A 25053-nucleotide genomic window follows, 5' to 3' on the forward strand; every position below is an offset into this window, starting at 1 on the left:
CTCTGCAATTGCAGAGCCTGAGCCTAGGACTTTTCAAGGGCAAGCGAGGCCGTGCCAAGGCTGTGCCAGTTTTTCTCCTGCAGGGTAAATCGTATTTCGGTCATTTTGAGGATCGGCGGCAGAATTCCGTGGTTCAGCGCAGTTGAGAATGCTGCCTGGATCACCCGTTCAAATCTCATGTCCGGAACGGCAACGAGGATCAGGCCCGGATCGGCAATCTTGACATAGCTCGCCAGTACCTGGCCAAGATGAGCGCCGGCGGTATCGAACACGGCGCGCGCGTCGCTGTCGCCTGCGCATGCCCGGTCGAGAAGTTCGATGAACAATGCCTCGACCTGGGCCTCGTTACGCGGATCCAGCTGGGAAGCGTCAGCGCTGAAACCGCGCAGCACTATGCTGTAGATCGAGGCGTAGGTCGTGGCGCAGCCACGCGATCCACAGTAACAGAGTTCAGCATCATCTGGACTGCCGGTCCGCACATGGGCGAGTTCAGGGCCGAAGCCGTGCACGCCGACGCGCGGCAGGCCATCGCTGTAGGCGGCCGAGTCCAGTGACAATCCTACGTTGACCAGAGTAAAGGTGTCATGGCCTTGGGCCGCGCCGTGCCAATGCTGGGCGCGCGCCTTGTAGGTCGTGCCTTTTTCTATGGTCACCGGCAGGCCGATCCTGTCGGCCACCGCAGCGGCGAAAGGATACGGCGTGTCTTCGAAAGTCGCCATGAAATGAACAACGCCTTCCACGCTGTCGACCAGCGCGGGAACGCCGATGCCGACATGCTCGATGCGCTCTCTGGCAAACCCGCTCGCATCGATCGCCTGGGCGATCGTTTCCGCCACCCGCTCCGCAAGTTCCGCGATTGAACCGGGGCCGGCGAAAGGCAGTTCGCTCTCGCTGCGGATGGTGCCGTTGAGATCGACGAACGTGATCAGAAGGGTGTTTGTGGTGGAAATGACGGCGCCCAGCACCAGCGGGCCTTCGCTCGCGATCGTCAGGTAAGTCCGCGGTCGTCCGGAGCGTTTCTCGGTTTCCCGCGCCTCAACGACGTATCCTCGCGCCACAAGCTCTGCGGTTGTCTGTGAGATCGTACCGGCAGCCAGACCGGTCAACCGGGGCAAATCGCTGCGAGAAACCGGAGCATGGACACGAATGGCCTTGAGCACTTCGAGGCGGCTCGTGCTTGGGCTTCGTTTGCGCATTGGCGCCACCAATAAGATGACGCCTCCCCGATGGGAAGGGGCAAGGTTATTTCACTATATGAAATATAGTTTGACAGGAGGCGGAGCGTTCTCAACAATCTGCCTCGGGAAACAACTGCGGCCGCAAACAACCCGCGTGCCGAAGCGCCGAACGAGCGTCAAAAACAGGGGGGACCGATGAGGCACCAAGGGAAAAGTGCGCGCGCATATCATGGCGCTGCAGGATCGAGCTGGCATGCGCTGGCATTGGCCGGGCTGGCCGCAATGGGGGTGATACCCTGTTCGGCAGATGCCCAGGAGACCGGCCAGCAGGACATGCCGACCGTCGAGAACGAGATCGTCGTGACCGGTACGTTGCTTCGTGGCGGTGCGCCTGTCGGCTCCAATTCCGTGATGCTCGGCGCCGACACCATCCAGAAAACGGCTGCGATATCGTCCAACGAACTGCTGGCTTCGGTGCCGCAGGTCTCCAACTTCTTCAATCGCGTGCCCCTGGCCGATCTCGCGATTGCCACGAACCAGATTCAGGTGACCCGGCCGAATATCCGCAACCTGGCACCGGGCGGAAAGACGAGTGTGGCGGCGAGTTCGCCTACCCTTATCCTCGTCGACGGGCACCGTATCGCTTCGGTCGGTGTGAACCAGGCTTCCATCGACCCCGATCTCATACCCATCGGCGCGATCGAGCGCGTGGACGTGGTCACTGAAGGCGGCTCGGCGACCTACGGCGCGGATGCGGTTGCGGGGACGATCAATTTCGTCACCCGGCGACGGTTCGACGGGCTGAAGGTCGATGGGCACTACGGCTTCGCCGACGATTACTGGCAATGGGATGCCAGCGCCACGGCTGGCAAGGACTGGGGCAGCGGATCGCTCTATGTTTCCTACAGCTATTCCAAGAGCGACAAGCTCTATGGCCGGGAGCGCAGCTTCATCCGCGATCTGGATTACACCGCGCAGCCCTATCGGCCCCGCGACCTGACTTGCGCATCGCCGAACCTGTCGCTGAATACCGTGATTCCCGCTTTCGGTGCGACGGTCGCCTCGGTCAACTACGCGGCTCCTGCCTATGTCGCGGGTACGCGCAACCTCTGCGACAATTCGCAGGACGACGTCTACATCCCGTCGGCGGAGCGGCACGGCGTGCTGGCCAGCCTGTTCCAGCAGTTGGATGACCGGACCGAGGTTACCGTGAAGGCGTTCTACGCGCGCCGATCGACGCTCAAGACGGGCGATCTGACCGGCGTCGTCGCCGTCAGCCCGGCCAACCCTTACGCCGCCGCCAGTTTGCCGCCGGGATTGGCGCTCGGGCCCACGACTGTTCAGATTCCCGGGTTCGGGACATTTCCTGCGGTCAATCTCGCCTCGGTAAGCTTCAATCTGCGACCGGTCCTGGGCGCAGACGCGCAGCGGGAACGCACCCGTCTGGAGGAGTGGGGCTTCAACGCCGAAGTCGTTCGCGATCTCGACGACAACTGGCAGGCCCGCCTGCTGTTCAACTGGAGCGAAAGCGACAGTTCGTTCGCACTTACCGGCATAAGCAGTGCGCGGCTCAACGCCGCCGGCGCCGGCACGAGCCTTGCCACGGCTTTCAACCCGTTCGACGTCAGCAGCAACAACCCGGCGCTCCTCGCCGACCTGATCGACAGCCAGATCGGGGGGCAGGCGCGCGACAATCTGGTCGACATCCGGGGCATCGTGGAAGGCCGCCTTGCAGTGCTGCCCGGCGGCGATCTGCGGCTGGCCGTCGGTTACGAATACATGAATGACCAGCTGCAGCAGCGCTATCTGAGCGACATCCGCATCGGCACGCTCTCGACCTATCCGTTCGCCAGCTATTCACGCAACGTGCACGCGTTCTTCGGTGAGGTGCGGGCGCCGTTGCTGTCCGACGGTGCCGGCGGCAGCATGCTCACCCTGTCGGCATCCGGTCGCTACGACAAGTACAGCGACTTCGGCGGAACGTTCAACACCAAGTTCGGCGGGACGTTCAAGCCGGCGGAATGGCTGTCCCTTCGCGGGAACTGGGGCACCTCGTTCACCGCTCCGACGCCGCTCGACCAGTTGGGGTCGCAGCGCAACACGATCAGTTCCTTCGCGTTCGTTCCCTTCGCCAACCCCGCCGATCCGCCACCGGGCGGCGCCTATACGGTCTCGATCCAGGGATCGACCGCCAACCTCAAGCCGCAAACCGCCGATACCTGGTCCGTCGGCGCGGACCTCACGCCGTTCCAGGGCTTGCGGGCGAGCGTCAACTATTATGACGTGAAGTTCCAGGACATCCTGCAGACGCCGCTCGTCAATGCGGATATTCTCGACAATTATCCCAGCCAGATCCTGACCCGAGGGACCGGCTTCTCCGCTGCCGAACTGCTGGCTTTCGCCGCCGGTGCACCAAACGGAGAGGCTGTCGTTCGACCGCTGATCGACAGTGGCACGCTGGTCTATTCGCTTGTCGACTTCCGGGTCGCGAACTTCGGCATCCTGCACATCAAGGGCATCGATTTCGACGTCAACTATGCGTACGATACCAGCTTCGGCAGCATCGACGCATCGGTCAACGGCAACCGCCCGCTTTCGCGCAAGGCGCAGGCGAGCCCGACCTCCCCGGTCGTCGATGAACTCGCGCTCGAAAGTCCCAAGCTGTATCTGCAGGCGGCTCTCGGCGCCACCGTCGGAGGTCTGCGTGCGCAGGCGACGTGGAACCACACAGGCGGCTATGCCATCGCGCCGACCAGTTCCGTGCCGGTACAGGACCGCGTTGGAGCGTTCGATACGGTCAATCTCTTCTTCAAGTACGATGTGCCCGGTCAGAGCGCGCTGCTGAAGAACCTGAGCTTCACGCTCAACGTGAACAACGTCTTCGATCAGGATCCGCCGCTGCTGCGCCGGAACCTACCCAGCGAACTGGGCTTCGCCAACGGCTTCACTTTCGGCCGCATGTTCATCCTCGGGGTGAGCAAGCAGTTTTGACCTTGCAGCAGGGGGGGCATCGACCGCCCGAACACACAGCATATCGGACTTGTCCGATGCCTTGGGAGACGATCATGAAAAATTCGTTCATCGGCGCCGGAGCCATCGGTCTGGCCGTTCTGGCGGGATCGACCTGCCTTGCGACTTCCAGCGCGGCGGCGGAATGCAAGTTCGCGCCTGTCCGGAAGATCGACAGGGATGTCGGCGTCGACCCACAATTGCTGATCGATGGCGCCTGTACCGATCCCGACTACAACGAGAACACGTTCGTCGTGGACAAGACCGAACAGCTTTCATTGGAAGTGTCCGGCGGACCTACGATCCCCTACACTCAGGTCACCGGTCACTTCCCGGCGACGCGAACGGCCGCAACGCTGCCGTCGTACGTGCGGCAGAGCCCGACACTTTTCCGGCAGGACTACGTATTCCGTTTCCCCGCGAAGGCATTCTGGAAGCACCGTTCCTTTCAGCAGCAGCACCCGTCGGGCGGCGGCGTGGTTGATAACCGGATGGCGTTCACCAACGGCGCGTTCTCAGTCAACTGGATGAGCGCAAGCACGGCCAATTCGGTGGCCAGCCATCGCCATGAGGCGGCGGCCACGAAAGTCGCCAAGGCCTATGCCAACAAGCTCTACGGCAACTCGGCGAAAATCTACAGCTACTTCTGGGGCTGCAGTGGAGGCGGCATCGTCAGCATGGCCGCCGCAGAGAACACCGTCGGTGTTTGGGATGGCGTCCAGCCGCAATGTCTGGGGCCGAAGGGCGTGGCGACTTTCCATTCGTTCCAATGGCAGGCACACTACACAATGGCGATCCCGCAGGCGAAGCGCGACGCCATCGCCGCAGCGGCAGCGCCCGGCGGCACCGGCGACATTTACGCCGGGTTGAACGATGAAGAGAAGGCCGTCCTCGACGAGTTCATCGCCGCAGGCTACCCGCTGCCCGCCATCGGCAACCATTTCAAGAGCCTGGTGCCGTTGGTCGACCCCATCGACATCCGCATGGCGGATCCGACCTACGAGGATGATTTCTGGTCCAAGCCGGGATATGCTGGCGCAAATCCGCCAGCCTATCTCAAGACGGCGTTGATCGATGGCTGGGCGACGATCACCGGGATCGATCGCAGCGCTGACGGCGCGCCGGAGACGATCCGGTTCGATCCCGCGACGCTTCCCCGGCTCGGCGTCACAGGCGACAACTACCTAGAGTTCTTCGTCTATGGTGCAGACGGCAAGACGCGCCTGATCGACCCCGAGACCGTGGTCGGCGAGCCGAGCGACAATCGCCGCCGGTACAGCCTACAGGGCAAGTACGATCCGGTGGCGGGCACGCTTGCACTGACCGGCACCACGACCAACGTGTTCGGAAAGACGTCGCCGCTGACCAACAGCAAGCTCCTGCTCGACGGCCTGAAAATCGGCGGCAAAATCAGGGTCAACAACCGCTTCATCCTGGCGATGTACTACTACCCGCGCTACAGCAACATTCCGGGCAGCCGAAGCTACGACCAGTATCGTAACGCCGACGGGTCGGCCAGGTACCCGCAGCGCGCGGACATCAGCGTCCTGTGGGGAGCGAACTATCGCACCATGGGCGGACGAGTCGAAACCGGCGACGTCAAGACCAGGACCATGATCATGGAGGGCATGAGTGACAACCTCTCCTGGCCGATCTTCAATGCCAGCTATGCCGAGCAGATCCAGCATGCCCTCGGCACGGCCAAGGCGGACAAGACGATGCGCTTCTACTTGCACGACAACGGCAATCACAGCACCGGAGGCGGCGAGCCGGGAATCTTCCAGCAATCGATCCAGGACCTGATGGCATGGGTGGAGCGCGGCGTGACGCCGCCGCCTTCGACGCGGTACACCATCCAGAAGGGCCAGGTCATGCCCGCGCCGCGCGCCGCCGATCGCGGTGGGCTCCAGCCGGTGATGACGCTCGCGGTCGACGGGGAAAATCGCGCGACGGTGGCGGCGGGTCAGCCGGTCAGGCTGGCGGCCACGCTGGAGATGCCTCCCGCCACTGGCAAGATCGTCCAGTATTTCTGGACGGTGTCGGGGACGGACGAGACGCCCACGGATCTATCCGCGCCGCAGCAGAAGGTGGATGTCGAGCGCACGCTGAGCTTCCCGGCTGCCGGCTCGTACCTCGTCCGGCTGACCGTGAACGGGCAGCGCGACGGGCAGATCGATCCGTTCGACAAGACGCTGCTGCGCAACTTCAAGGAGGTGCGCATCCTGGTGCAATAGGCGGTTGCCGCCTACTTCTTCATGGCCTGCACGAAGGCAAGCGCGCCCTTCACGTGATCGCGAACCTCGTCTTCGTTGTGAACGAAGGCGATCTTGCCGGAGGGCGCGATCACGTAAGTCGTGCGGGTATTGAACATCGCGCCGTCGTTGACGTCGAAAGCGTTCACAAGGCTTTCGTCTGCGCTGGCCAGAGCGAATTTTCCGTGTGCCGCGCCGGTTGAAAGGCCGCTCAGCGATCCGACGGAATCGCGCGACATGCCGACGACGGTTGCGCCCGCAGCGCGAAATTGATCGACCTTGGCCGCAAACTCTTCCGTTTCGGCGGCCTCAGTGAAGGCGGACGGAAAGAAGTACAGCACGACCGGGCCATCCTTGAGCAAGGCAGTGAGTTTGATCTGCCTAAGCGATCCATCCTGTACCGCATCGACCGTGAAGACCGGAGCCTGATCGCCTACGACCAGCGCTGCGTGCGCCTGATTTGCGAACATAAGATATAGACTGGAAATTGCGAACGCGATTTTCATGGCCACTTTTCACACATGAAGCCTTCGGTCCGCCATGGAAAACGGTATCGGCAAATAATGATCGCAGGCGCGAAGGGGAAGGATCTTCAAGAGATATGCGATTCATCAATCATGTTCGAGATTATTGCGACAACATATTTTCGATAAAGTGCTGGGGTCGTATTGAATAAAAATTTTCAATTTACCGCGCATGAGGCCCAAAATCCTTCAACGCCTGCTGCAGACTAGGCAGTTCGCGGGAAACCCATGCCGGGCCGAGCCCGGCAGGCGGCTGCTATCCCAGGACCAGTTTGTCGTGCTGCGTCACCTGTTCAGCGACTTGGCGCAAGCGAGATCAAGGCGCAAACTCTAATGCAAGGTGCTCCAGTTTCCGGGGGTCAGGTCATGCCTTCCCAGATCGCCGCGATGCCCTGGCCGCCTCCGATGCACATCGTCGTCAGGCCGTAGCGCCCGCTGGTCCGGCGCAGTTCGTGGAACAGCTTGGTGGCGATGATCGCGCCCGTCGCACCGACCGGATGACCAAGCGCGATGCCGCTGCCGTTGGGGTTGACCTTGTCCGGATCGAGCCCGAGTTCCTGCGCCACCGCGCAGGCCTGCGCGGCGAAGGCCTCGTTTGCCTCGATCACGTCGAGGTCGGCGACGGCAAGCCCCGCCCGCGCCAGCGCCGCGCGGGTCGCCGGGACCGGGCCGATGCCCATGTATTCGGGCTCGACGCCCGCGTGGCCGTACGAAACGAGCCGGGCCAGCGGCGTCAGGCCATGGTCGCGGACCGCCTGCTCGCTGGCGAGCACGACCGCCGCCGCGCCGTCGTTGATGCCCGAGGCATTGCCGGCGGTGACGGTGCCATCGGTCTTGCGGAATACCGGGCGCAGCGTCTCGAAGTCGGCGAGGGTGGCATCGCGGCGGACGTATTCGTCCTCTTCGAACAGGCGGGTGCCCGCGCGCGTCTTCAGTTCGAACGGGGCGATCTGCTCGCGGAAACGCCCTTCCGCGATCGCGCGCGCGGCGCGGGTCTGGCTGGTGAGGGCGAGGGCGTCCTGCTGTTCGCGGCTGATGCCGTGGCGTGCGGCGACGTTCTCCGCCGTCACGCCCATCAGGATCTCGTGGAAGGGATCGGTGAGCGCGCCGTTCAGTCCGTCGATCACCGCGCCGTCGCCCATCTTGCGGCCCCAGCGCATGTCGGGGAGGTAGAACGGCGCGCGGCTCATGACCTCGGTGCCGCCTGCCAGCGCCACGTTGCAGTCGCCCAGCATGATCGCCTGCGCGGCCGAGATGATCGCCTGCAGCCCCGATCCGCACAGCCGGTTGACGGTCAGCGCGGGCGTCTCGACCGGCAGCCCGGCGCCGAGCGCGGCGATGCGGGCGACGAAGTGGTCGCGCGGGTGCGTGGTGATGACATGCCCGAACACGACATGGCCGACCGCCTCGGCCGCCACCCCGGAACGGACAAGCGCGGCGCGGGCGGCGTGAGCGCCGAGGTCTCCTGGCGTCTGGTCCTTGAGCGAACCGCCGAACGATCCGATGGCGGTGCGGGCGGCGGCGACGGCGTAGATGGTGGTCACGAGAGCGGTCCTGTCAGTGCGCGGGATCTAGGTGGTGGCGGTACTGGTCGCGCAGTTCGGACTTGATGACCTTGCCCGAACCGGTGTGCGGCAACTCGTCCACCGTCACGATGTCGTCGGGGAGCCACCAGCGCGCGACGTGCTCGGTGAGGTGGGCGAGCATCGCCTCGCGGCTCACCGTCTCGCCGGGCTGGAGGACGAGCAGCAGCAGCGGCCGCTCCTGCCAGCGCGGATGGGGCACGCCGATCACGGCGGCTTCCTTGACGGCGGGGTGCGCGACGGCGGCGTTTTCGAGGTCGATCGAGGAAATCCACTCGCCGCCCGACTTGATGACGTCCTTCGAGCGGTCGGTGATCTGGACGAAGCCGTCGGCATCGATGCGGGCGATGTCGCCGCTGTCGAACCAGCCCTGCGCGTCGAGCGCGGAGCCGGGTTCCTTGCCGAAGTAGCCTTTCGTCACCCAGTGCCCGCGCACCACCAGCGCGCCCACCGCGTCGGCGCCGGGGCCGGTGACGTTGCCGTCCGCATCCGCCACCCCGACCTCGCAGCCGAACAGGCAGCGCCCGGCCTTGGCGCGAAGGTCCAGCTCTTCTTCCCACGGCTGGCCGTGGTGGCGGCCCATCGGGCGGGTGACGGCGACGACGGGGCTGGTCTCGGTCATGCCCCAGGCCTGCATCGTCTCGACGCCGAGCAGGTCGCGGAAGCGCTGCACCAGCGCGCGCGGGGTCGCCGCGCCGCCCATGAACACGCGCTCGAGCCGCAGTGCCCCGCGTTCCTCTGCCGTGGCGGTGCGCTCGATTTGGTCGAGGATGGAGAACCACACGGTCGGCACGCCGAGCGAGAAGGTGATCGCCTCGTCCCGCAGCAGCGCATGGAGCGAGGCGCCGTCGAGCTGCGCGCCGGGCAGCACCAGCTTGGCCCCGCACATCGCCGAGCCATAAGGCACGCCCCACGAATTGACGTGGAACATCGGCGGCAACAGCAGCGCATTGTCGCGCGCCGAAAGCGCCATCGAGTCCGCCGTCATCAGCGACATCGCATGCAGCACCGTCGAGCGGTGGCTATAGAGCACGCCCTTGGGCGCGCCGGTGGTGCCGGAGGTGTAGCACAGGCTGGAGGCGGTGCGCTCATCGAGGTCGGGCCATTGTGCGAGCGGATCGGCGGCGGCGATCAGGTCTTCGTAGGCGATGAGATCGTCGCGCGTGGATGCGGGCATGTCCTCGCGCGCGCAGAGCACGATGACGGTGACGGGTTCATCGTGGATCGCCAGCACGCCCTCGGCAAGCGCCAGCAGGTCCGGGTCCACGAACAGCACCCGTGCGCCGCCGTCGGCGAGGACGTAGCGGATCTGCTCCTCGAACAGGCGCGGGTTCAGCGTGTGCAGCACCCGGCCGCTGGCGGGGACGCCGTAGTAGAGTTCGAGGTGCGGGATGCGGTTCCACGCCAGGCTGGCGATCCGGTCGCCGGGCTTCGTGCCCAGCGCGTCCAGCGCGGTGGCCAGTCGCCGCGAGCGCTGCGCCACTTGTGCCCAGGTGCTGCGCTCAAAGCTGCCGTCCACGCGGCGCGAGACCACTTCGGTGGCGCCGTGGTTGCGCGCCGCGTGGTCGATCACGCTGCCGATGGTCAGCGGCAGGCATTGCATCAGGCCCATCATCGCGCCTTCGTCCTTTCCCGAAACGTGTCCGTCTTCGCCGATCGGCGAGGTTCTCGTTCCGCCCCGGTTAGACGGCGCGGCGCGGGCCGCAAAAGGAGCGCCGGACGCGGGCCGAATATCACAGGGGGAATAGGAACAGGGTTTCGATGCCGGGTGCCGCACCATCACATATGTGATATGGCAGAAGGGACATTCCGTTCCCGCACCGGATCGGGCTAACACTGGTCGCAACGAAGCCGCGCACGATAGCGGCCATACATGGAGAGGCTGATGATCCGGCGAACGGTCAAGTCCGCATCACGCACGCTAGAGGTGCTGGAACTGTTTGCGGAAGAGCGCAGGCCCATGCGGCTGCACGAGGTCTACACCACGCTCGGCTACCCGCAGTCCAGCGCCACCAACCTGCTCAAGAGCATGGTGGTGATGGGCTACCTCAACTACAACCGCATGACCCGCACCTACCTGCCGACGATGCGCGTGGGCGCACTGGGCAACTGGCTGCCGGGCTACGTCTATTCGGACGAGAGCTATCGCTGGCTGGTTGAGGAACTGCAGCGCCGCACCAACGAGACGGTGGGCCTCAGCACCCAGAACGACCTGTTCGTGCAGTACATCATCCTCAAGGCGCCGGACCACGAATTCAAGCTGCCGCCGCCGGTCGGCACGATGCGCCTGCTGGTCGATTCCGCCGGCGGCCTCGCGCTGATGAGCGAGATGAAGGACCGCGAGATCGACAAGATCTGCCGCTACACCAACTACTACCAGCTGGCCGAGCGCCAGCGCTTCGACCTTGCCGACCTGATGCGCGAGATCCGCTGGACCCGGCATACGGGCTACGCCTATCTCGCCAACAAGCCGACGCAGGAAGTGTCGTCGATCTCGATGACGCTGGGCGAGAAGATCCACGGCATTCCGCTCGCGATCGGCGTCGGTGGCTTTGCGGATCGCATCTCGCGCGCGCAGTACGACATCATCGAAGCGATGAAGGAGTGCATCGCCGAGTTCAAGGCGATCCGCGAGGAACAGGACTACGCGCAGGCGGCCGAGTAGGGGTGCCCCCATCGTTCGTCATCGCGAGCGTAGCGAAGCAATCCAGAGTTACGTAAACCGCCCTGGGTTGCTTTGCTGCGCTCGCAATGACGATACGGTGCGGTCAATCACGCTGATGATTTTCGCGCCCGGTTCCGCGCGGAGATCGACAGCGCGAGGGACGGCGCGCTCATCCTCTCCGTTCGTGGAGAGAGGATGAGCCGTGAAGACCGAAGCGGAAAAGCAGGCATTCAAGCGCGCCTATATCGAGGCGCGCGGGTACTGGGTGGAGTTCAACGAAGGGCTGCTGGAATATAGCCCCGAGTGGCTGGAAGCGTACCTCGCCTATTCCTCCACGCCTGCGCGCACCGGCCCGCTTTCGGCGCGGATGCGCGAATTGATCTACGTCGCCGTCGACGGCTCCACCACGCATTTGTTCGCGGCCGGGCTGGAGGTGCATATCCGCATCGCGCTGGACGTGGGCTGCACCCCCGCCGAACTGGTCGAGGTGCTGCAAATCGCGACGCTGCAGGGGCTCGACAGCGTGGCGCTGGGCATGGACGTGCTGGCGCAGGAACTGGCGGCGCGCGGGACGCCGCTCGCCGGACCGCAGGACTGGCTCTCGGCCGCCGCGCGCGTCTCGCCGGAGTGGGCCTCGGCGCTGGCCCAGCTTCAGGCGACGGCGGACCGGACCTCGCGCCTTACCCCTTGCGAGCGCGCGCTGATCCGGCTGGCGCTGGCGGCTTCGCCCACGCATCTCAACGAAAGCGCGGTGCGCGTCGAAGTGCGCAGCGCATTGGATGCCGGGGCCTCGGCGGAGGAGATCGCGCAAGTGTTCCAACTGGTCGCGCACCTCGGCCTCCATGCCTGCACCGACGGCATCCCCGCCGTCATGCGCGCGGTGGCCGAGCGGGAGGGAGCCTGACGCGATGGACATCTCCTTCTTCACCGACGTCGCCAACGACCTCGGCGAAAGCCCGGTGTGGGACGCGCGGCGCGGCTGGCTGTGGTGGGTGGATATCCGCCACGACCGCGTCATGGCCGCCGATGCCGACGGCCGGGTGCAGCGCGACTGGACGTTCGACAGCGCGGTCGGCTCGATCGGGCTGGCGGACAGGGGCCTCGTCGCCGCCTTCGTCGATCACTTCGCGCTGATCGACGGGGATGGCGCGGTGCAGCCGCTGGCCCGCCCGCCGATCGGCACCGGAGCGATCCGCTTCAACGATGGCAAGGCCGACCGGCAGGGGCGTTTCCTCTCGGGCACCATGCAGCATGGCGGGCAGGAGGAGGCGCTCGCCACCGTCTGGCGCCTCGATCCCGATGGCACAGCCACGCGGGTCGAAGCCGGGATGAAGCTGACCAACGCGATCTGCTTCTCGCCGTGCGGCAATTGGCTCTACCTCACCGACACCCTCGAAGGCATGATCCGCCGCTACTCCTACGACCCGCAGACCGGAGCGCTGGGCGCGCGCGAGGACTTCTTCGACTGCGCACGCGTCGGCGCTCCGGACGGCGCCACCGTCGATGCCGAAGGCCGTCTGTGGGTGGCGCTGGTGACGACGCAGCGGATCGGCTGCATCTCGCCGCAGGGCGAATTGCTGCGCAGCATCGACGTGCCGGTGCCTTATCCCTCGTGCCCCGCCTTCGGGGGCGAGGACATGGCGACGCTCTACGTCACCACCATCGCCGATTCCGGCCACAAGCTGAAGTCCGACCACCCCGACGCCGGGCGCATGCTGGCGATCACCGGCCTCGACGCGCGCGGGATGGCCGAGGCGATTTACGTTCCGGACAATCACACTTGAAATTAGCGGCGCCGCAAGGGGCCTCGGGCTGGAAATGAGGCGGGCGCTCAAGGCAGTCAGCTGCCCATGGACCTCGATTTCACCCCCGCCGAACTGGCCTTCCGCGACGAGGTGCGCGCCTTCTTCGCGAAGACCGTGCCCGCCGAATGGCTCACCCGCGTGCGCGCCGGGCTCCGGCTCGAACCGGCCGAACTGATCGCCTACCAGAAGGCGCTCGCCGCCAAGGGCTGGGGCGCGCCGACCTGGCCCGTCGAGTACGGCGGCCCCGGCTGGACCCCGGCGCAGAACTACATCTTCGAAAGCGAGATCCGCCCGCGCCGGGGCGCCGATCCAGTTCCACCAGGGCCTTGAACTGATCGGCCCGATCATCTTCACGTACGGTTCGCAGGAGCTGAAGGACCGCTACCTGCCCGGCATCATCAATGCCGACGACTGGTGGTGCCAGGGCTATTCCGAGCCGGGCGCGGGGTCCGACCTTGCCTCGCTGCGCACCACGGCGGTGCGCGACGGCGACCACTACGTCCTCAACGGGCAGAAGATGTGGACCAGCTACGCGCAGGTCGCCAGCCACATGTTCGTGCTCGCCCGCACGTCGCAGGAACCCAAGCGCCAGCAGGGCATCTCGCTGCTGCTGGTGGACATGAAGACGCCCGGCATCGCGATCCGCAAGATCGAGACGATGGACGAGAAGTATACCACCAACGAAGTCTTCCTCGACGACGTGCGGGTGCCGGTAACGAACCTCGTCGGCACCGAGGGCAAGGGCTGGGAATACGGCAAGGTGCTGCTCGACCGCGAGCGCATGGTCTGCTCGGCCACCGCGATCCACCTGCCGCAAGTGCTCGATGGCGTGCGCGATGCCGCGCGTGCCCGCAAGATCGGCGGGGTGCCGCTGATCGAGACGCCCGCCTTCGCCGCGCAGCTCGCGCAGCTGGAGATCGAGGCGATGGCGCTCGAAACCATGGTGCTGCGCCTGCTCGCCGACCTCGCCTCGGGCGCCGATTCCGGCCCGCGCGGCTCGATGGTCAAGCTGCGCTGGTCCGACCTCTACCAGCGCGCCACCGCGCTGTGGATGGACGCGCTCGGCCCGGAGGCGGCGCATTTCCGGGCGCTGGAAGGAGAAGGCCCCGCCGACATGCCCTACGGCATGCAGGGCGCCCTCTATTCGCGCGTCACCTCGATCTACGGCGGATCGAGCGAGATCCAGCACAACATCATCGCCCGCCGCGCGCTGGGTCTGTGAGGCTGCCATGAACTTCGAATATTCCGACGAACAGCGCATGCTGGCCGACAGCGCCAACCGCCTCGGCGCGGACTTGTGGCCCTCCAGCGACCGGCTCAAGCTGCTGGAGCGCTTCGACGACCTGACCGCGCGCACCGCCGCGCAAATGGCCGAACTCGGTTGGCTGATGCTGCCGATTGCCGAGGACGACGGCGGCCTCGGCGGCTCGGCGGTCGATGTCATGGCGATCATGGAGGGCGTCGGCCGCCACCTGATCCCGACCTCCTACGTCGCCAACGCGGTGCTCGTCCCCGCGCTGGTGAGCGGCGATCCCGCCGCCGCCGACCTGCTCGCCGCGATCGGCGAGGGCAGCGCCAAGGCGGCCGCGGGCCTGCTCGAACCCGATGGCGGCTACGACCTCGGCTGGGTCGAGTGCGCCGCGACCGGTAGCGGCACCGAATGGACGTTGACCGGCGAGAAGCTGCACGTCGAGGACGGCGCCGACGCCGACTGGTTCGTCGTCACCGCGAAGACCGATGCGGGCATCAGCCTGTTCCTCGTGCGCGCCGATGCGCCGGGCCTCACCGTCTCGCGCTTCCGCGCCATCGACCAGCACCGCCACGCCCGGCTGAAGCTGGACGGCGTCACCGCCGTGTTGATCGGCGAGGCGGGCGCGGCGCTCCCGAAGGTGGAACTCGCGGTTGACAAGGCGATCTGCGCGCATCTGGCCGAGGCGGTCGGATCGATGGAAGCGGCGCTTGCGGCCACGCTGGATTACCTTCGCACCCGCAAGCAGTTCGGCGTGGCGATCGGCAGCTTCCAGTCGCTCCAGCACCGCGCCGTGGACATGGGAATCGCGCTGGAGGAGGCGCGCTCGATGTCCTACCGCGCCACGCTCAGCCTGGGCCTTCCCGCAGCGGAGCGCCGCCGCGTGGTCTCGGCCGCCAAGGCGCGGGTGGGGCAGTGTGGGCTCTACGTCGGGCGGCAGGCGGTGCAGCTTCACGGCGGCGTCGGCTTCTCGGACGAGCTGATCATCAGCCACCACCTCAAGCGGCAGATGATGCTCGACTGCGCCTACGGCTCTGTGGAGCACCACGTCGCGCGCTTCGTCGCGCCACAAGTTCTGGGGGCGTGAAGGCGCTCTCACGAATGTGATTTTGGGTCCGCAGGGGCCCCAACGGTCGGTCCACGGCAGCCCCTTGCGGCATAGTCGGTGGATCGAGCCTCCCAGGAGATGATGGGCGAAATGGTTGAAGTTGCGAACAAGCATGTCGACGGCACGTACGACGCGGTCGTCGTCGGCGCGGGCATCGGCGGTCTCTACGCCGTCTACAAGCTGCGTGAGATGGGGCTTTCGGTGCTCGGCATCGAGGCGGGCGACAACGTCGGCGGCGTCTGGTACTGGAACCGCTATCCCGGCGCGCGCTGCGATCTGCTGACGATCGACTACTGCTACACCTTCTCGCCCGAAGTCGATGCCGAGTGGTCGTGGTCCGAGCAGTTCGCCGCCCAGCCCGAAATCCTCGAATACATCAACTTCGTCGCCGACCGCCATGAACTGCGCAAGGACTACCTGTTCGACACCCGCGTCAGCCGGGCCGAATACGACGAGGCGCGGCAGGTCTGGACCTTCGGGACCGAGACCGGCAAGACCTTCGAGGCGACCTATGCCGTCATGGCCACCGGCCCGCTCTCGGTACCCAAGCGCCCGGATTTCGAGGACTTCGACAGCTTCAAGGGCGAACTCTATTACTCCGGCCGCTGGCCCAAGGAGCCGGTGAGCTACGAGGGCAAGCGCGTGGGCGTGGTGGGCGTCGGCTCCACCGGCATCCAGATCATCCCGGTTGTGGCGCAAGAGGCGAAGGAGCTTTTCGTGTTCCAGCGCACGCCCAGCTTCACCATGCCGATGCGCAACCACAAGCACTCCGACGAGTACACCGCCGAGATCAAGCGCAACCTGCCGGCGATGCGCGTGGCGGCGAAGAACAGCCCGCTCGGCGGCGTGCGCCCGGCGACCACGCGCCCCTATTTCAGCCTGCCGCCCGAGCAGCGCGTGAAGATCATGGAATCGGCGTGGCAGAACGGTGGCCACACGTTCCTCGGCTCGTTCTCCGACCTCATGCAGAACGAGGAGGCCAACGAGCAGGTCGCCGAATTCGTGCGCGGCAAGATCAGCGAAGTGGTCAAGGATCCCGCCACCGCCGAGACGCTGAAGCCGCGCGGCTACCCGATCTTCGCGCGCCGCGCCTGCCTCGACACCAACTACTACGAGACCTACAACGAGGAGCACGTCAGCCTCGTCGACTGCTTCAAGGAGCCGATCGTCGGCCTGACCGAGAAGGGCGTGCGCACCGCAAGCCGCGAGATCGAGCTGGACATGCTGATCCTCGCCACCGGCTATGACGGCCTCACCGGCGCGCTGATGGCGTTCGACGTGGTGGGCCGGGATGGCAAGACGATCAACGAGGAATGGAAGGGCGGCGCGCACTCCTACCTCGGCCTGATGATGAAGGACTTCCCCAACCTGTTCATCGTCTGCGGCCCTAACGGCCCCTCGGCGCTGGCGAACATCTTCACCATCAACGAGCAGAACGTGAACTGGCTGGCCGGCGCGATCGAGCATATGCGCGGCAATGGCCTGACCGCCATGGAACCCACCGCCGAGGCCGAGCACGAGTGGATGGAGCATGTCCATGAACTCTCGCTCAACACCTTGGTGCGCAAGGCGAACACCTGGTACACCGGCGCCAATGTGGCGGGCAAGGCACGCGGGCTGACGATGTACACCGGCGGCTTCAAGGCCTACCGCGAAACCTGTCAGGAGGCCGCCGACGACGACTGGCGCGGCATGGTCTTCGAGAAGACCGGGGTTCCTGAAACGGTTGCCTGACCCTTCGCCATTTCCGGAATGATGCTGCCGGCCCGGCTCCCGATGGGGAGGCGGGCCGGTGGTCGTTTCGGGCCTTGCAAGGTGACGCAGGTTTACACGGTTTACACGGTCAAGGGGGAAAGGGCGTCACTTTGGGCCGGAATGTGTCACGTTAGAGGTGCAAGGTGACACATTTGGCGGTCGATGTGTCAGCTTTTGTGCGGGAGAGGTGTCACTACCTTGTGCGATGCGGCGCGATCGGATGGAGCATGGGCGCAGTGTATTGGACAGCGCTGCTTGTAGGAAAGCGGACTATCCGAAACCGCCCCATTGCGGCCATTGCCTGCCGGACATAAGTTCTGGCCATGGCCGAACATGAAATAGCTTTGCAGACGCGACTTTGGCGGCTTCAACCTAGATGGCTCAAACTGGCCATGATTTGCATCGGGCTTCCCGCGTGGTGCATTTTCGCAGTCTTTGGAGTTTTTTGGGCGAACTCAGTTCGCCCGTAGTCCATGCGGCTATCGCTGTGTTCGTGAGCATCGGCTTGCTGGAATTGGCCTTCGTGGCGAAGGCACTTTGGCGTCAGGACCTGTAGGACCGCTTTCCACCCTTATCGTCATTCCCGCGAAGGCGGGAACCCATCTCCTGACGGTTCCTGTTGCACCGGCATCAGCTGGGTCCCTGCTTTCGCGGGTATGACGAGGATATAGCTGAGGACGCTTACGCTCCGGATCGCTGCGTTCGCGACGACGGACTGCCATGAAAAAACGGGGGCCTTCGAAAAGGCCCCCGCTTGAAAGTCAGGGAGGATGTTCTCCCCTTTCGGGAAGCTCTGTTCAGGCCTTGATGACCGAGTGGGTCAGCGAGCCGATCTTCTCGACGGTCGCTGTGATCACGTCGCCCGGCCAGACCCACTCCTGCGGGTCCATGCCCGCGCCGACGCCCGCCGGGGTGCCGGTGGCGATGATGTCGCCCGGCTCAAGCGTGATGCCCTTCGAGATGTCGGCGACCAGTTCGTCGACCTTGAACAGCATGAAGGCGGTGTTGCTCGACTGCTTGGTCACGCCGTTGACGGTGAGCGAGAGGTCGAGGGTCTGCGGATCGCCCAGCTCGTCGGCGGTGACCACGACCGGCCCCATCGGCGCGAAAGTGTCCTGGCCCTTGGAGTAGATCCACTGGCCGGCACGGCGGCAGTCGCGCGCGCTCATGTCGATGCAGACGGTATAGCCGAACACATAGTTCAGCGCGTCCTCACGGGCGACGCCCTTGGCCTTGGTGCCGATGATCGCGGCGAGTTCGACTTCCCAGTCGAGCTGCTGGGTGATCTCGCCGTTGTGGCGGATCGGCTCGCCCGGCGCGATCACCGAGGTCGGCGGCTTGGAGAAGATCACCGGCTGGCGCGGCAGTTCGGGCGAGGTGTCGAGCGACTTGGCGCTCTCGGCGACGTGCTCGGTGTAGTTGAGGCCGATGCCGAAGATGTTCTTGCGCGGACGAGGGATCGGCGCAAGCAGGATGACGTTGGCGAAGGGGATGGCGGTGCCCAGCGGGAACAGGCCCTCGGCCTGCTCGATCAGCTTGCTGGCGATCAGGACCGCCTGCGGGCCGAGGTCGATGAACTCGAGCATCGTCGCGGGGAAGGGAACGCCCATTTCCTCGCCGAACAGTTCGAGGTCGAGCACGAGATCGCCGCCGAAGCCGGAGACGAGGGCGCCGAGCCGGGCTTCGGCTTCGACATTGGCACGGTAAGTAACGAGACGCATTGGGCTATTCCCCCGAAGGTTATCGTGTTGAGTTGAAAATCAGGTCAGGATCGGCTGGTGACCGCCGTTTTCCGCCAGCGCTTCCTCGCGGTAGAGGCCAAGGGCGCGCATCACGGGCAGGTCGTTGAAGGTGAACAGGCAGGCATCCTCGCTGTCCGAGGCGTTCGCGTGTTCGTGGTACATCCAGGCGGGAACCACGAAGATGTCGCGTTCCTGCCAGTCGAAGCGCTGGCCGTTGATGATCGACCAGCCCTTCCCCTTGGCGCACTGGTAGACGAAGCTGCCGGTCTGGCGGTGGGCCTTCGTCCGCTCGCCGGGGCGCAGCAGTTGCATGGATGCGCCGATCGTCTGCATCACCGGACCGCCGGTATGCGGATTGACGTATTCCATCATCACACCGTCGAAGGGCGACCCGTCGGTGACTCGAGCGTACTTGGTCAGCGCCTCGTAGGTGGGCGCCCATTCGTATTTGAACAGCGGCGAATAGGGCTTGGACCACGCCATGCCTGCCGGGCGCAGGCCGGTGCCCGCCCAGGTCGCGGTGGAATCGTCGACCGGGTAGGAGACCGCCTGCTGCAGATCGGGATGAACCTCGTAGAAGTTGGCTTCCAGCGCGTTCATCAGCGGAATGTCGAGACCGTCCTGCCAGATGCACGGGGTGCCGCCCTCGGCGACGCCATGTTCGTGCCAGGTGCCGTTGGGCGTCAGCACGAAGTCGTTCGCGCCCAGCGTCATCTTGTGCCCGTCGACATTGGTGAAGGCGCCCTCGCCCTCCATGATGAAGCGCAGCGCGGAGGCAGAATGGCGGTGGCTGGAGGCCAGCTCGCCCGGCCCCATCACCTGCAGCCCCGAATAGAGCCAGCCCACGGCGGCGACCACGTCGGCGCGGCCGGGGTTCTCCAGATAGACGACGCGGCGCCCCGCCTGCTCCGGCGTGACGAGGTCGAGCGCCTTCATCACGTCGTCGCGCAGGTCCTTGTAGCGCCACAAGTACGGCACCGAGGTGGAGATCGGTTCCCACGGTTCGATCTTGTTCGCCACGGTCCACAGCGCGCCGGTGCCCAGCTGCTTCAGGCGCTCGTAATAGGCCACCAGTGCGGGCGTGTCCGCCACGTTCGCGCGGCCGATCATTTCCTCACGGTACTGGTCGTAGCTCTGATCGGCCATGGGTGCCTCCATCTGCGAGATATTACAGACCTAAAATAATTTGAATAAAGTGTCAAATGCAACTATTGTCCCTTATGTGAACCGCAGATTCCCTGTGCTTTTCCAAAGGAGCGCCGCATGTCCGCATCGTTTAAGGCAGCCCCCTTCAAGGCCGCCGTCATCCAGGCCGCATCGATCCCGACCGATTCTCTCGCCGCCGCCGAAAAGGCCGCTGGTCTGATCCGCAAGGCAGCCGCAGGCGGCGCGCAGCTCATGGTGTTCCCCGAGGCGTTCCTCGGCGGCTATCCCAAGGGTGCCTCGTTCGGCACGCCTGTCGGCATGCGCAAGCCGCAGGGACGCGAGGACTTCCGCGCCTATCACGAAGCCGCGATCGACCTGAACGGCCCCGAAGTGGACCTGCTCGCCGAAGCCACCGCCGAGACCGGCGCCTTCGTCGTCATCGGCGTGATCGAGCGGGACGGCGGCACCGTCTACTGCACCGCGCTGTTCTTCGACGGCGACAAGGGCCTCGTCGGCAAGCATCGCAAGCTCATGCCGACCGGCGCGGAACGCCTGATCTGGGGCTTCGGCGACGGCTCCACGCTGCCGGTCTTCGACACGCCCCTCGGCAAGGTCGGCGCGGTGATCTGCTGGGAAAACTACATGCCCATGATGCGCATGGCGATGTACGATCAGGGCATCTCCATCTACTGCGCCCCCACCGCCGACGACCGCGACGCCTGGCCCTCGACCATGCAGCACATCGCACTGGAGGGCCGCTGCTTCGTGCTTTCCGCCTGCCAGCATGTGACGCGCGGCGCCTATCCGGCCGACTATGACTGCGCGCTGGGCGACGATCCCGAGACGGTGCTGCTGCGCGGCGGCTCGATGATCGTGGATCCGCTGGGCACGGTGCTTGCAGGACCGGACTATTCGGCCGAAACGATCCTCTATGCCGATATCGAACCGGCGCAGGTGGTGCGCGGCAAGTACGACTTCGACGTCGTCGGCCACTACGCACGGCCCGACGTGTTCGAACTGAAGGTCAACGTCGCACCGCGCCGCGCGGTCACCCGTTCGGGGGAATAGCCAAGTGGAATTCGATTTTTCAAAAGTACCGGGCCCTGATCGCTACAAGCTGATGGGCTCCAGCATCACCCCGCGCCCGATCGCGTGGGTGACGACGGTGTCGGGCGCGGGGCTGCGCAATGCCGCGCCCTACAGCTTCTTCAACATGATGAGCGCCGAGCCGCCGCTGATCGTGCTGGGCATGATGCGCCGCCCCGACGGCACGCACAAGGACAGCGCCGCCAACATCCTCGAAACCGGGGAATTCGTGGTGAACCTCGTCTCCGAGGCCGACAGTGCGGCGATGAACTTCACTTGCATCGACGGCCCGCCCGAATTCGACGAACTGGCGGCGGCCGGTATCCCGACCCAGCCCTCCAGCGTGATCGGCGCCCCGCGCATCGCGACCGCGCCGGTGGCGATGGAGTGCCGTCTCTACGAGGCGGTCGAGACGGAGAAGACCACCATCGCGCTGGGCGAAGTGCTGCGCTTCCATATCGACGACGCCTTCATCGATGCCGAGAAGCTGCATGTCGATACGCTGGCGATGAACCTCGTCGCGCGCGTTCACGGCGCGGGCTGGTATGCGCGCACCACGGACCTGTTCCAGATGACCCGCCCCACCTTCGCGCAGTGGAGCGCGGAGAAGGCCGAGTCCTGACGGTACGGGGATGGCCTGCCGCCTTCGCGGCAGGCCACTCGCATCAGGCGGCGGGCACGTCGACCCAGGCATTGGTGTCCGCCGACCGGATCACTGCGTCGATGATGCGGGCCGAGCGCAGACCGTCGGCGAACGTCGGCAGACCGGCAGGTGCCTCCCCGCGCACGGCAGCGTACGTGTCCGCAACGAAGTTCTCGAAGCACTGGGCATAACCCTGCGCATGGCCCGGCGGCAGGCTGGAAAGACGGCGCGCGTCGGCCGCGCCCGCGCCCGGGCTGCGGAACAGTGTTTCGGCCGAATCCTCGGTGCCGAGCCAGACCGTCTCGGGGTTCTCCTGATCGAAGACGGCGGACTTGTGCGCGCCGTCGAACTCGAACCACAGCCGGTTCTTGCGGCCCGCCGAGACTTGCGAGATCACGGCGCTGCCCAGCACGCCGGACGCCGTGCGGAACAGGAGGGTCGCGGCGTCCTCGGTATCGACCTTCACCAGCGGCCCGGTGGCCGCCCCGCCCGAGAAACTGGCCTGCGACACTGCGGGACGCTCCGGCACGGTGATCGTCATCGCCGCCATGACCGAGGCGATGCGCTCGCCGGTCACGAATTCCATGAGGTCGCACCAGTGCGAGCCGATGTCGGCGAAGGCCCGGCTGCGCCCGCCCTTCGATGCATCGACACGCCAGCTGGTCGCGTTCGGCGAGAGCAGCCAGTCCTGCAGATAGCTGCCGTGCAGCAATTGCCACGCGCCGAACTCGCCCGCCTCGCGCCGCGCGCGAATTTCGCGCACCAGCGGATGGAAACGGTAGACGAAGGGTACCGTGGCGATCCTGCCCGCCTCGGCCGCGAGGGTGTGGAGATGCAGCGCCTCGTCGGTGCCGACGGCCAGCGGCTTCTCGCAGATCACGTGGGCACCGGCCGCCAACGCCGCCTCGACATGGGCTGCGTGCAGGCTGTTGGGGCTGCAGACGTGGACGACATCGAGGCCGAGCCCCGCCAGTTCCTCCAGCGAGCCGATCGCCTGCGTGCCCCACTGCGCCGCCGCCGCGGCGGACCGTTCGGGAGAGGACGCCATGACGCCGACCAGTTCGACACCGGCCAGCAATGCCGCACGGCGGTGGATCTCGCCGATCATGCCGGCGCCGAGGATCGCAACGCGCAGGGGCTTGCGGGTGGAAACGGTCAACGGACTCTCCTGCTCTTGGTCATGCGGCCGCCGGATGCGGGGCCGCACCTCTAGCCGTGTCAGCGCTGTCAGGGAACAGGTTTGCGACCTTCGCAGAAGTCTTCACTTACTTCGCAGAAGTCGAGTGGACATAGGCGGCGATCTGCGCCAGTTGCGCGTCGTCGAGGCCGGAGCCCATCTCCTTCATCTTGCCCACCTTGAGTGCATAGACGATCTGCGCCTGCGCGTATCCGGCGATCACTGAGACCGGCGGCGCTCCCGATCCGACTTTCGAATGGCAGGCTGCGCAGCGCCCGTCGAACAGCGACTTGCCCACGTTCGCGGCCGAGGCGGCGGCGGGATGCTGGAGTTGCGGGGCCACGGCTCCCGGCGCCCGCAGCCCGAATGCCTGCAGCCGGTCGGTGCCGACCAGCACCATGCCATCCACTACGGCTGGCTCGTTGTACTTGCCCGAGGTGAACAGCGCATCGCCGCTCTGCCACAGCGGTTTCAGGCTCTTTGCGTCGAAGGCATGGAGGCGTGCGCCCGGGGCATCGGGCTGGTAGATGTCGACGCTGCGCGGCACATTGGTGTCCAGCACCCAGACCACGCCGTTCTCGCCGCCATTGCTGGAGACCACCGGCGAGCCGGGGTTCTGCATCGTCACTGTCATCTCGCGCCCGTCAACCTTGAGGTAGGCCGGCTCGCTCTTGCGTGTCACCACCCGGACCCGCACGAGGCTGGGCGGCACGTTGGTGCCGAAGTCCGGGCCGGTCTTGGCGCTGCCCGCAAGGAACAGGTAGTGCTCGCCGAGGCGATTGCGGAAATGGGCCAGCGTGGCGCGGCTCTTGGCGGAATTCACCATACCGATGCTGTCGGAATAGGGACCGAAGACCACCACCGGACCGCGCGACTTCAGTTCCGGCTGCACGCTCGGCGCAAGGAGCGAGCCGTCGCTCGCTGGATCGGTGCTGCAGGCATGGCGCTTATGGGTGCCGCCGGGCATGTGATCGCGATCGAGCAGATAGGCGTTGCCCTGCTTGCCCGCCCCCAGCGTCAGCAGGTGCGGCGTGCCCGCGCTGCCGCGATCGAGGTCGAACAGGACCGCGCCGCTCCCCGCGATGTCGATGTCGGACGCGGCCGTCTGGCAATAGTTGAACGGTGAATACGTGCCCGTCAGGCGCAGGCCAGCCTTGGGATCGTCGCGGAACTGCAGGATCGATTGCCCCCAGGCACCCGCGACTTCAGGGAATACGCCCGGGATGCCACGCTTCTCGAGGGCGGAAAGGAAGCTGGCCCCGGTCGCGATATAGATGCGCCCCTGCGCGTCGATCGCCGGGCCGGACGCGCCCCACATGCCGCCCTGCTGCAAGTCCGCACGCGGCATCGAGGAGAAGGCGCTCGCCACCCGGTGGTTTGCGGTATTCACCGATACGAGGAAGCCTTGAAGGTCAGGCCCGAACGCCACGTAAAGGCGCCCGCCGTCGCGGCTCAGGTTGAGAGCGCCGCGCTGGTAGTAGATTTGGCCCGGCACGAAGCGGCTGACGCCGTTGCGGTTGACCTGCGCCGTGACGGTGCGGTGGCTGATCTCTACCGGCCAGCCTGAAACTTCCTCCCCGGTCCGCAGGTCCAGCGCATGGGTGTCCCAGGTCCAGTCGCCCCGGCAACTGGTGACGTAGAGCCGGTTGGCGGCGCGGTCAATCACCGGTGTGGAGAGGTTGCCGAACTGGCCGTCCTGGCACGGGTCGGCGGTCAGCCTGCGCTTCCACAGGATCGTTCCAGCCGGAAGGTCGGCCCGCTGCCCGGCGTGGATGGCATAGGCATAGCCGGTGCTGGATACGACGAAGGTGACGCGCAGCGTCCGGCCCGCCTGCGCGCCCTCGTCGAAGCCCAGCGCGCTGACGTAGAGCGGCGAGGCGAACAGGCGCGGCGGCGTGCTCCCGTGGAAATCCAGCCTCGGCGACTGCCAGATCTCACCGAACTGTCCGCCCGCTACTGCTGCCGGGGTGAGCATCCTCTCCCGGTCGTTCCAGCCCTCGCGCCCGGCGCTGTTGTGATATGTCAGCTTGTCCACGCCCGCCGGAGACAGCGCCGGATCGCCGCAGCCGCCGAGCAGCAGCGCCGTACCGGCGGCAAAGCTTGCGAGGATATGCTTCATGCCGGAATGCTC

19 protein-coding genes are annotated in these 25053 nt (G+C 65.8%); 11 read left to right on the plus strand and 8 right to left on the minus strand.

The features are described 5' to 3' along the window. Nucleotides 1-23: 23 nt before the first annotated feature. Entirely contained in the window at nucleotides 24-1160 is a 1137-nt protein-coding gene (locus tag KZO24_RS25375) for an ROK family transcriptional regulator (protein ID WP_271183832.1), read from the minus strand. A 300-nt stretch (nucleotides 1161-1460) separates the two neighbouring features. Here KZO24_RS25375 and KZO24_RS25380 point away from each other — a divergent pair, with 300 nt between their 5' ends. Both KZO24_RS25380 and KZO24_RS25385 read left to right on the plus strand, forming a co-directional pair. Beyond that, nucleotides 1461-4169 (plus strand): TonB-dependent receptor domain-containing protein, encoded by a 2709-nt coding sequence (locus tag KZO24_RS25380; protein WP_486487399.1) that lies wholly within the window; start codon nucleotides 1461-1463, stop codon nucleotides 4167-4169. Between the two features lie 74 nt (nucleotides 4170-4243). After that, nucleotides 4244-6421, plus strand: a complete 2178-nt coding sequence (locus KZO24_RS25385) for a PKD domain-containing protein (protein WP_271183834.1) — start codon at nucleotides 4244-4246, stop codon at nucleotides 6419-6421. An 11-nt stretch (nucleotides 6422-6432) separates the two neighbouring features. On the opposite strand, the gene KZO24_RS25390 is transcribed toward KZO24_RS25385, so the two are convergent. The 3 genes from KZO24_RS25390 to KZO24_RS25400 all read right to left on the minus strand — a co-directional run bounded on the left by KZO24_RS25390 (nucleotide 6433) and on the right by KZO24_RS25400 (nucleotide 10161). After that, on the minus strand, nucleotides 6433-6945 hold the full coding sequence (locus KZO24_RS25390) for a redoxin domain-containing protein (protein ID WP_271183835.1): 513 nt from the start codon (nucleotides 6943-6945) through the stop codon (nucleotides 6433-6435). A 377-nt stretch (nucleotides 6946-7322) separates the two neighbouring features. Further along, the gene (gene bktB, locus KZO24_RS25395) at nucleotides 7323-8507 is read right to left on the minus strand and encodes a beta-ketothiolase BktB (RefSeq protein ID WP_271183836.1); all 1185 of its coding nucleotides are present in this window, start codon (nucleotides 8505-8507) and stop codon (nucleotides 7323-7325) included. A gap of 13 nt (nucleotides 8508-8520) precedes the next feature. Beyond that, nucleotides 8521-10161: a long-chain fatty acid--CoA ligase gene (locus KZO24_RS25400; RefSeq protein ID WP_271183837.1), complete on the minus strand. Its 1641-nt coding sequence runs from the start codon at nucleotides 10159-10161 to the stop codon at nucleotides 8521-8523. 270 nt (nucleotides 10162-10431) lie between these two features. Between KZO24_RS25400 and KZO24_RS25405 the strand changes: the two genes are divergently transcribed. From KZO24_RS25405 to KZO24_RS25435, 7 genes are all read left to right on the plus strand, one after another. Further along, nucleotides 10432-11211, plus strand: a complete 780-nt coding sequence (locus KZO24_RS25405) for an IclR family transcriptional regulator (RefSeq protein WP_271183838.1) — start codon at nucleotides 10432-10434, stop codon at nucleotides 11209-11211. Between the two features lie 202 nt (nucleotides 11212-11413). Further along, nucleotides 11414-12115, plus strand: a complete 702-nt coding sequence (locus KZO24_RS25410; RefSeq protein WP_271183839.1) for a carboxymuconolactone decarboxylase family protein — start codon at nucleotides 11414-11416, stop codon at nucleotides 12113-12115. A gap of 4 nt (nucleotides 12116-12119) precedes the next feature. Continuing rightward, nucleotides 12120-12995, plus strand: coding sequence for an SMP-30/gluconolactonase/LRE family protein (locus KZO24_RS25415; RefSeq protein ID WP_271183840.1), 876 nt, complete (start codon nucleotides 12120-12122; stop codon nucleotides 12993-12995). Between the two features lie 66 nt (nucleotides 12996-13061). Next, on the plus strand, nucleotides 13062-13346 hold the full coding sequence (locus KZO24_RS25420; RefSeq protein ID WP_486487400.1) for an acyl-CoA dehydrogenase family protein: 285 nt from the start codon (nucleotides 13062-13064) through the stop codon (nucleotides 13344-13346). Between the two features lie 148 nt (nucleotides 13347-13494). After that, nucleotides 13495-14238 (plus strand): acyl-CoA dehydrogenase family protein, encoded by a 744-nt coding sequence (locus tag KZO24_RS25425; RefSeq protein WP_486487401.1) that lies wholly within the window; start codon nucleotides 13495-13497, stop codon nucleotides 14236-14238. Nucleotides 14239-14245: 7 nt separating this feature from the next. Next, nucleotides 14246-15352 carry an acyl-CoA dehydrogenase family protein gene (locus KZO24_RS25430; protein ID WP_271183842.1) on the plus strand — a complete coding sequence of 369 codons (1107 nt, stop codon included), beginning with the start codon at nucleotides 14246-14248 and terminating at the stop codon, nucleotides 15350-15352. A 111-nt stretch (nucleotides 15353-15463) separates the two neighbouring features. Then, a complete protein-coding gene (locus KZO24_RS25435; RefSeq protein ID WP_271183843.1) occupies nucleotides 15464-17107 on the plus strand; it encodes a flavin-containing monooxygenase in 1644 nt (547 codons plus the stop codon). An 818-nt stretch (nucleotides 17108-17925) separates the two neighbouring features. On the opposite strand, the gene KZO24_RS25440 is transcribed toward KZO24_RS25435, so the two are convergent. Continuing rightward, nucleotides 17926-18849, minus strand: a complete 924-nt coding sequence (locus KZO24_RS25440) for a fumarylacetoacetate hydrolase family protein (protein WP_271183845.1) — start codon at nucleotides 18847-18849, stop codon at nucleotides 17926-17928. 39 nt (nucleotides 18850-18888) lie between these two features. Beyond that, entirely contained in the window at nucleotides 18889-20016 is a 1128-nt protein-coding gene (locus KZO24_RS25445; protein WP_271183846.1) for a cupin domain-containing protein, read from the minus strand. 117 nt (nucleotides 20017-20133) lie between these two features. Here KZO24_RS25445 and KZO24_RS25450 point away from each other — a divergent pair, with 117 nt between their 5' ends. Together KZO24_RS25450 and KZO24_RS25455 are read left to right on the plus strand one after the other, a co-directional pair. Then, nucleotides 20134-21084 carry a carbon-nitrogen hydrolase family protein gene (locus KZO24_RS25450; RefSeq protein ID WP_271183847.1) on the plus strand — a complete coding sequence of 317 codons (951 nt, stop codon included), beginning with the start codon at nucleotides 20134-20136 and terminating at the stop codon, nucleotides 21082-21084. Between the two features lie 4 nt (nucleotides 21085-21088). Beyond that, on the plus strand, nucleotides 21089-21724 hold the full coding sequence (locus KZO24_RS25455) for a flavin reductase family protein (RefSeq protein WP_271183848.1): 636 nt from the start codon (nucleotides 21089-21091) through the stop codon (nucleotides 21722-21724). A 43-nt stretch (nucleotides 21725-21767) separates the two neighbouring features. On the opposite strand, the gene KZO24_RS25460 is transcribed toward KZO24_RS25455, so the two are convergent. Both KZO24_RS25460 and KZO24_RS25465 read right to left on the minus strand, forming a co-directional pair. Continuing rightward, a complete protein-coding gene (locus KZO24_RS25460) occupies nucleotides 21768-22904 on the minus strand; it encodes a Gfo/Idh/MocA family protein (RefSeq protein WP_486487402.1) in 1137 nt (378 codons plus the stop codon). A gap of 106 nt (nucleotides 22905-23010) precedes the next feature. Then, on the minus strand, nucleotides 23011-25041 hold the full coding sequence (locus tag KZO24_RS25465; RefSeq protein WP_271183850.1) for a c-type cytochrome: 2031 nt from the start codon (nucleotides 25039-25041) through the stop codon (nucleotides 23011-23013). Between the last annotated feature and the right edge of the window lie 12 nt (nucleotides 25042-25053).

The organism is Novosphingobium sp. NFX11, from assembly GCF_057376415.1.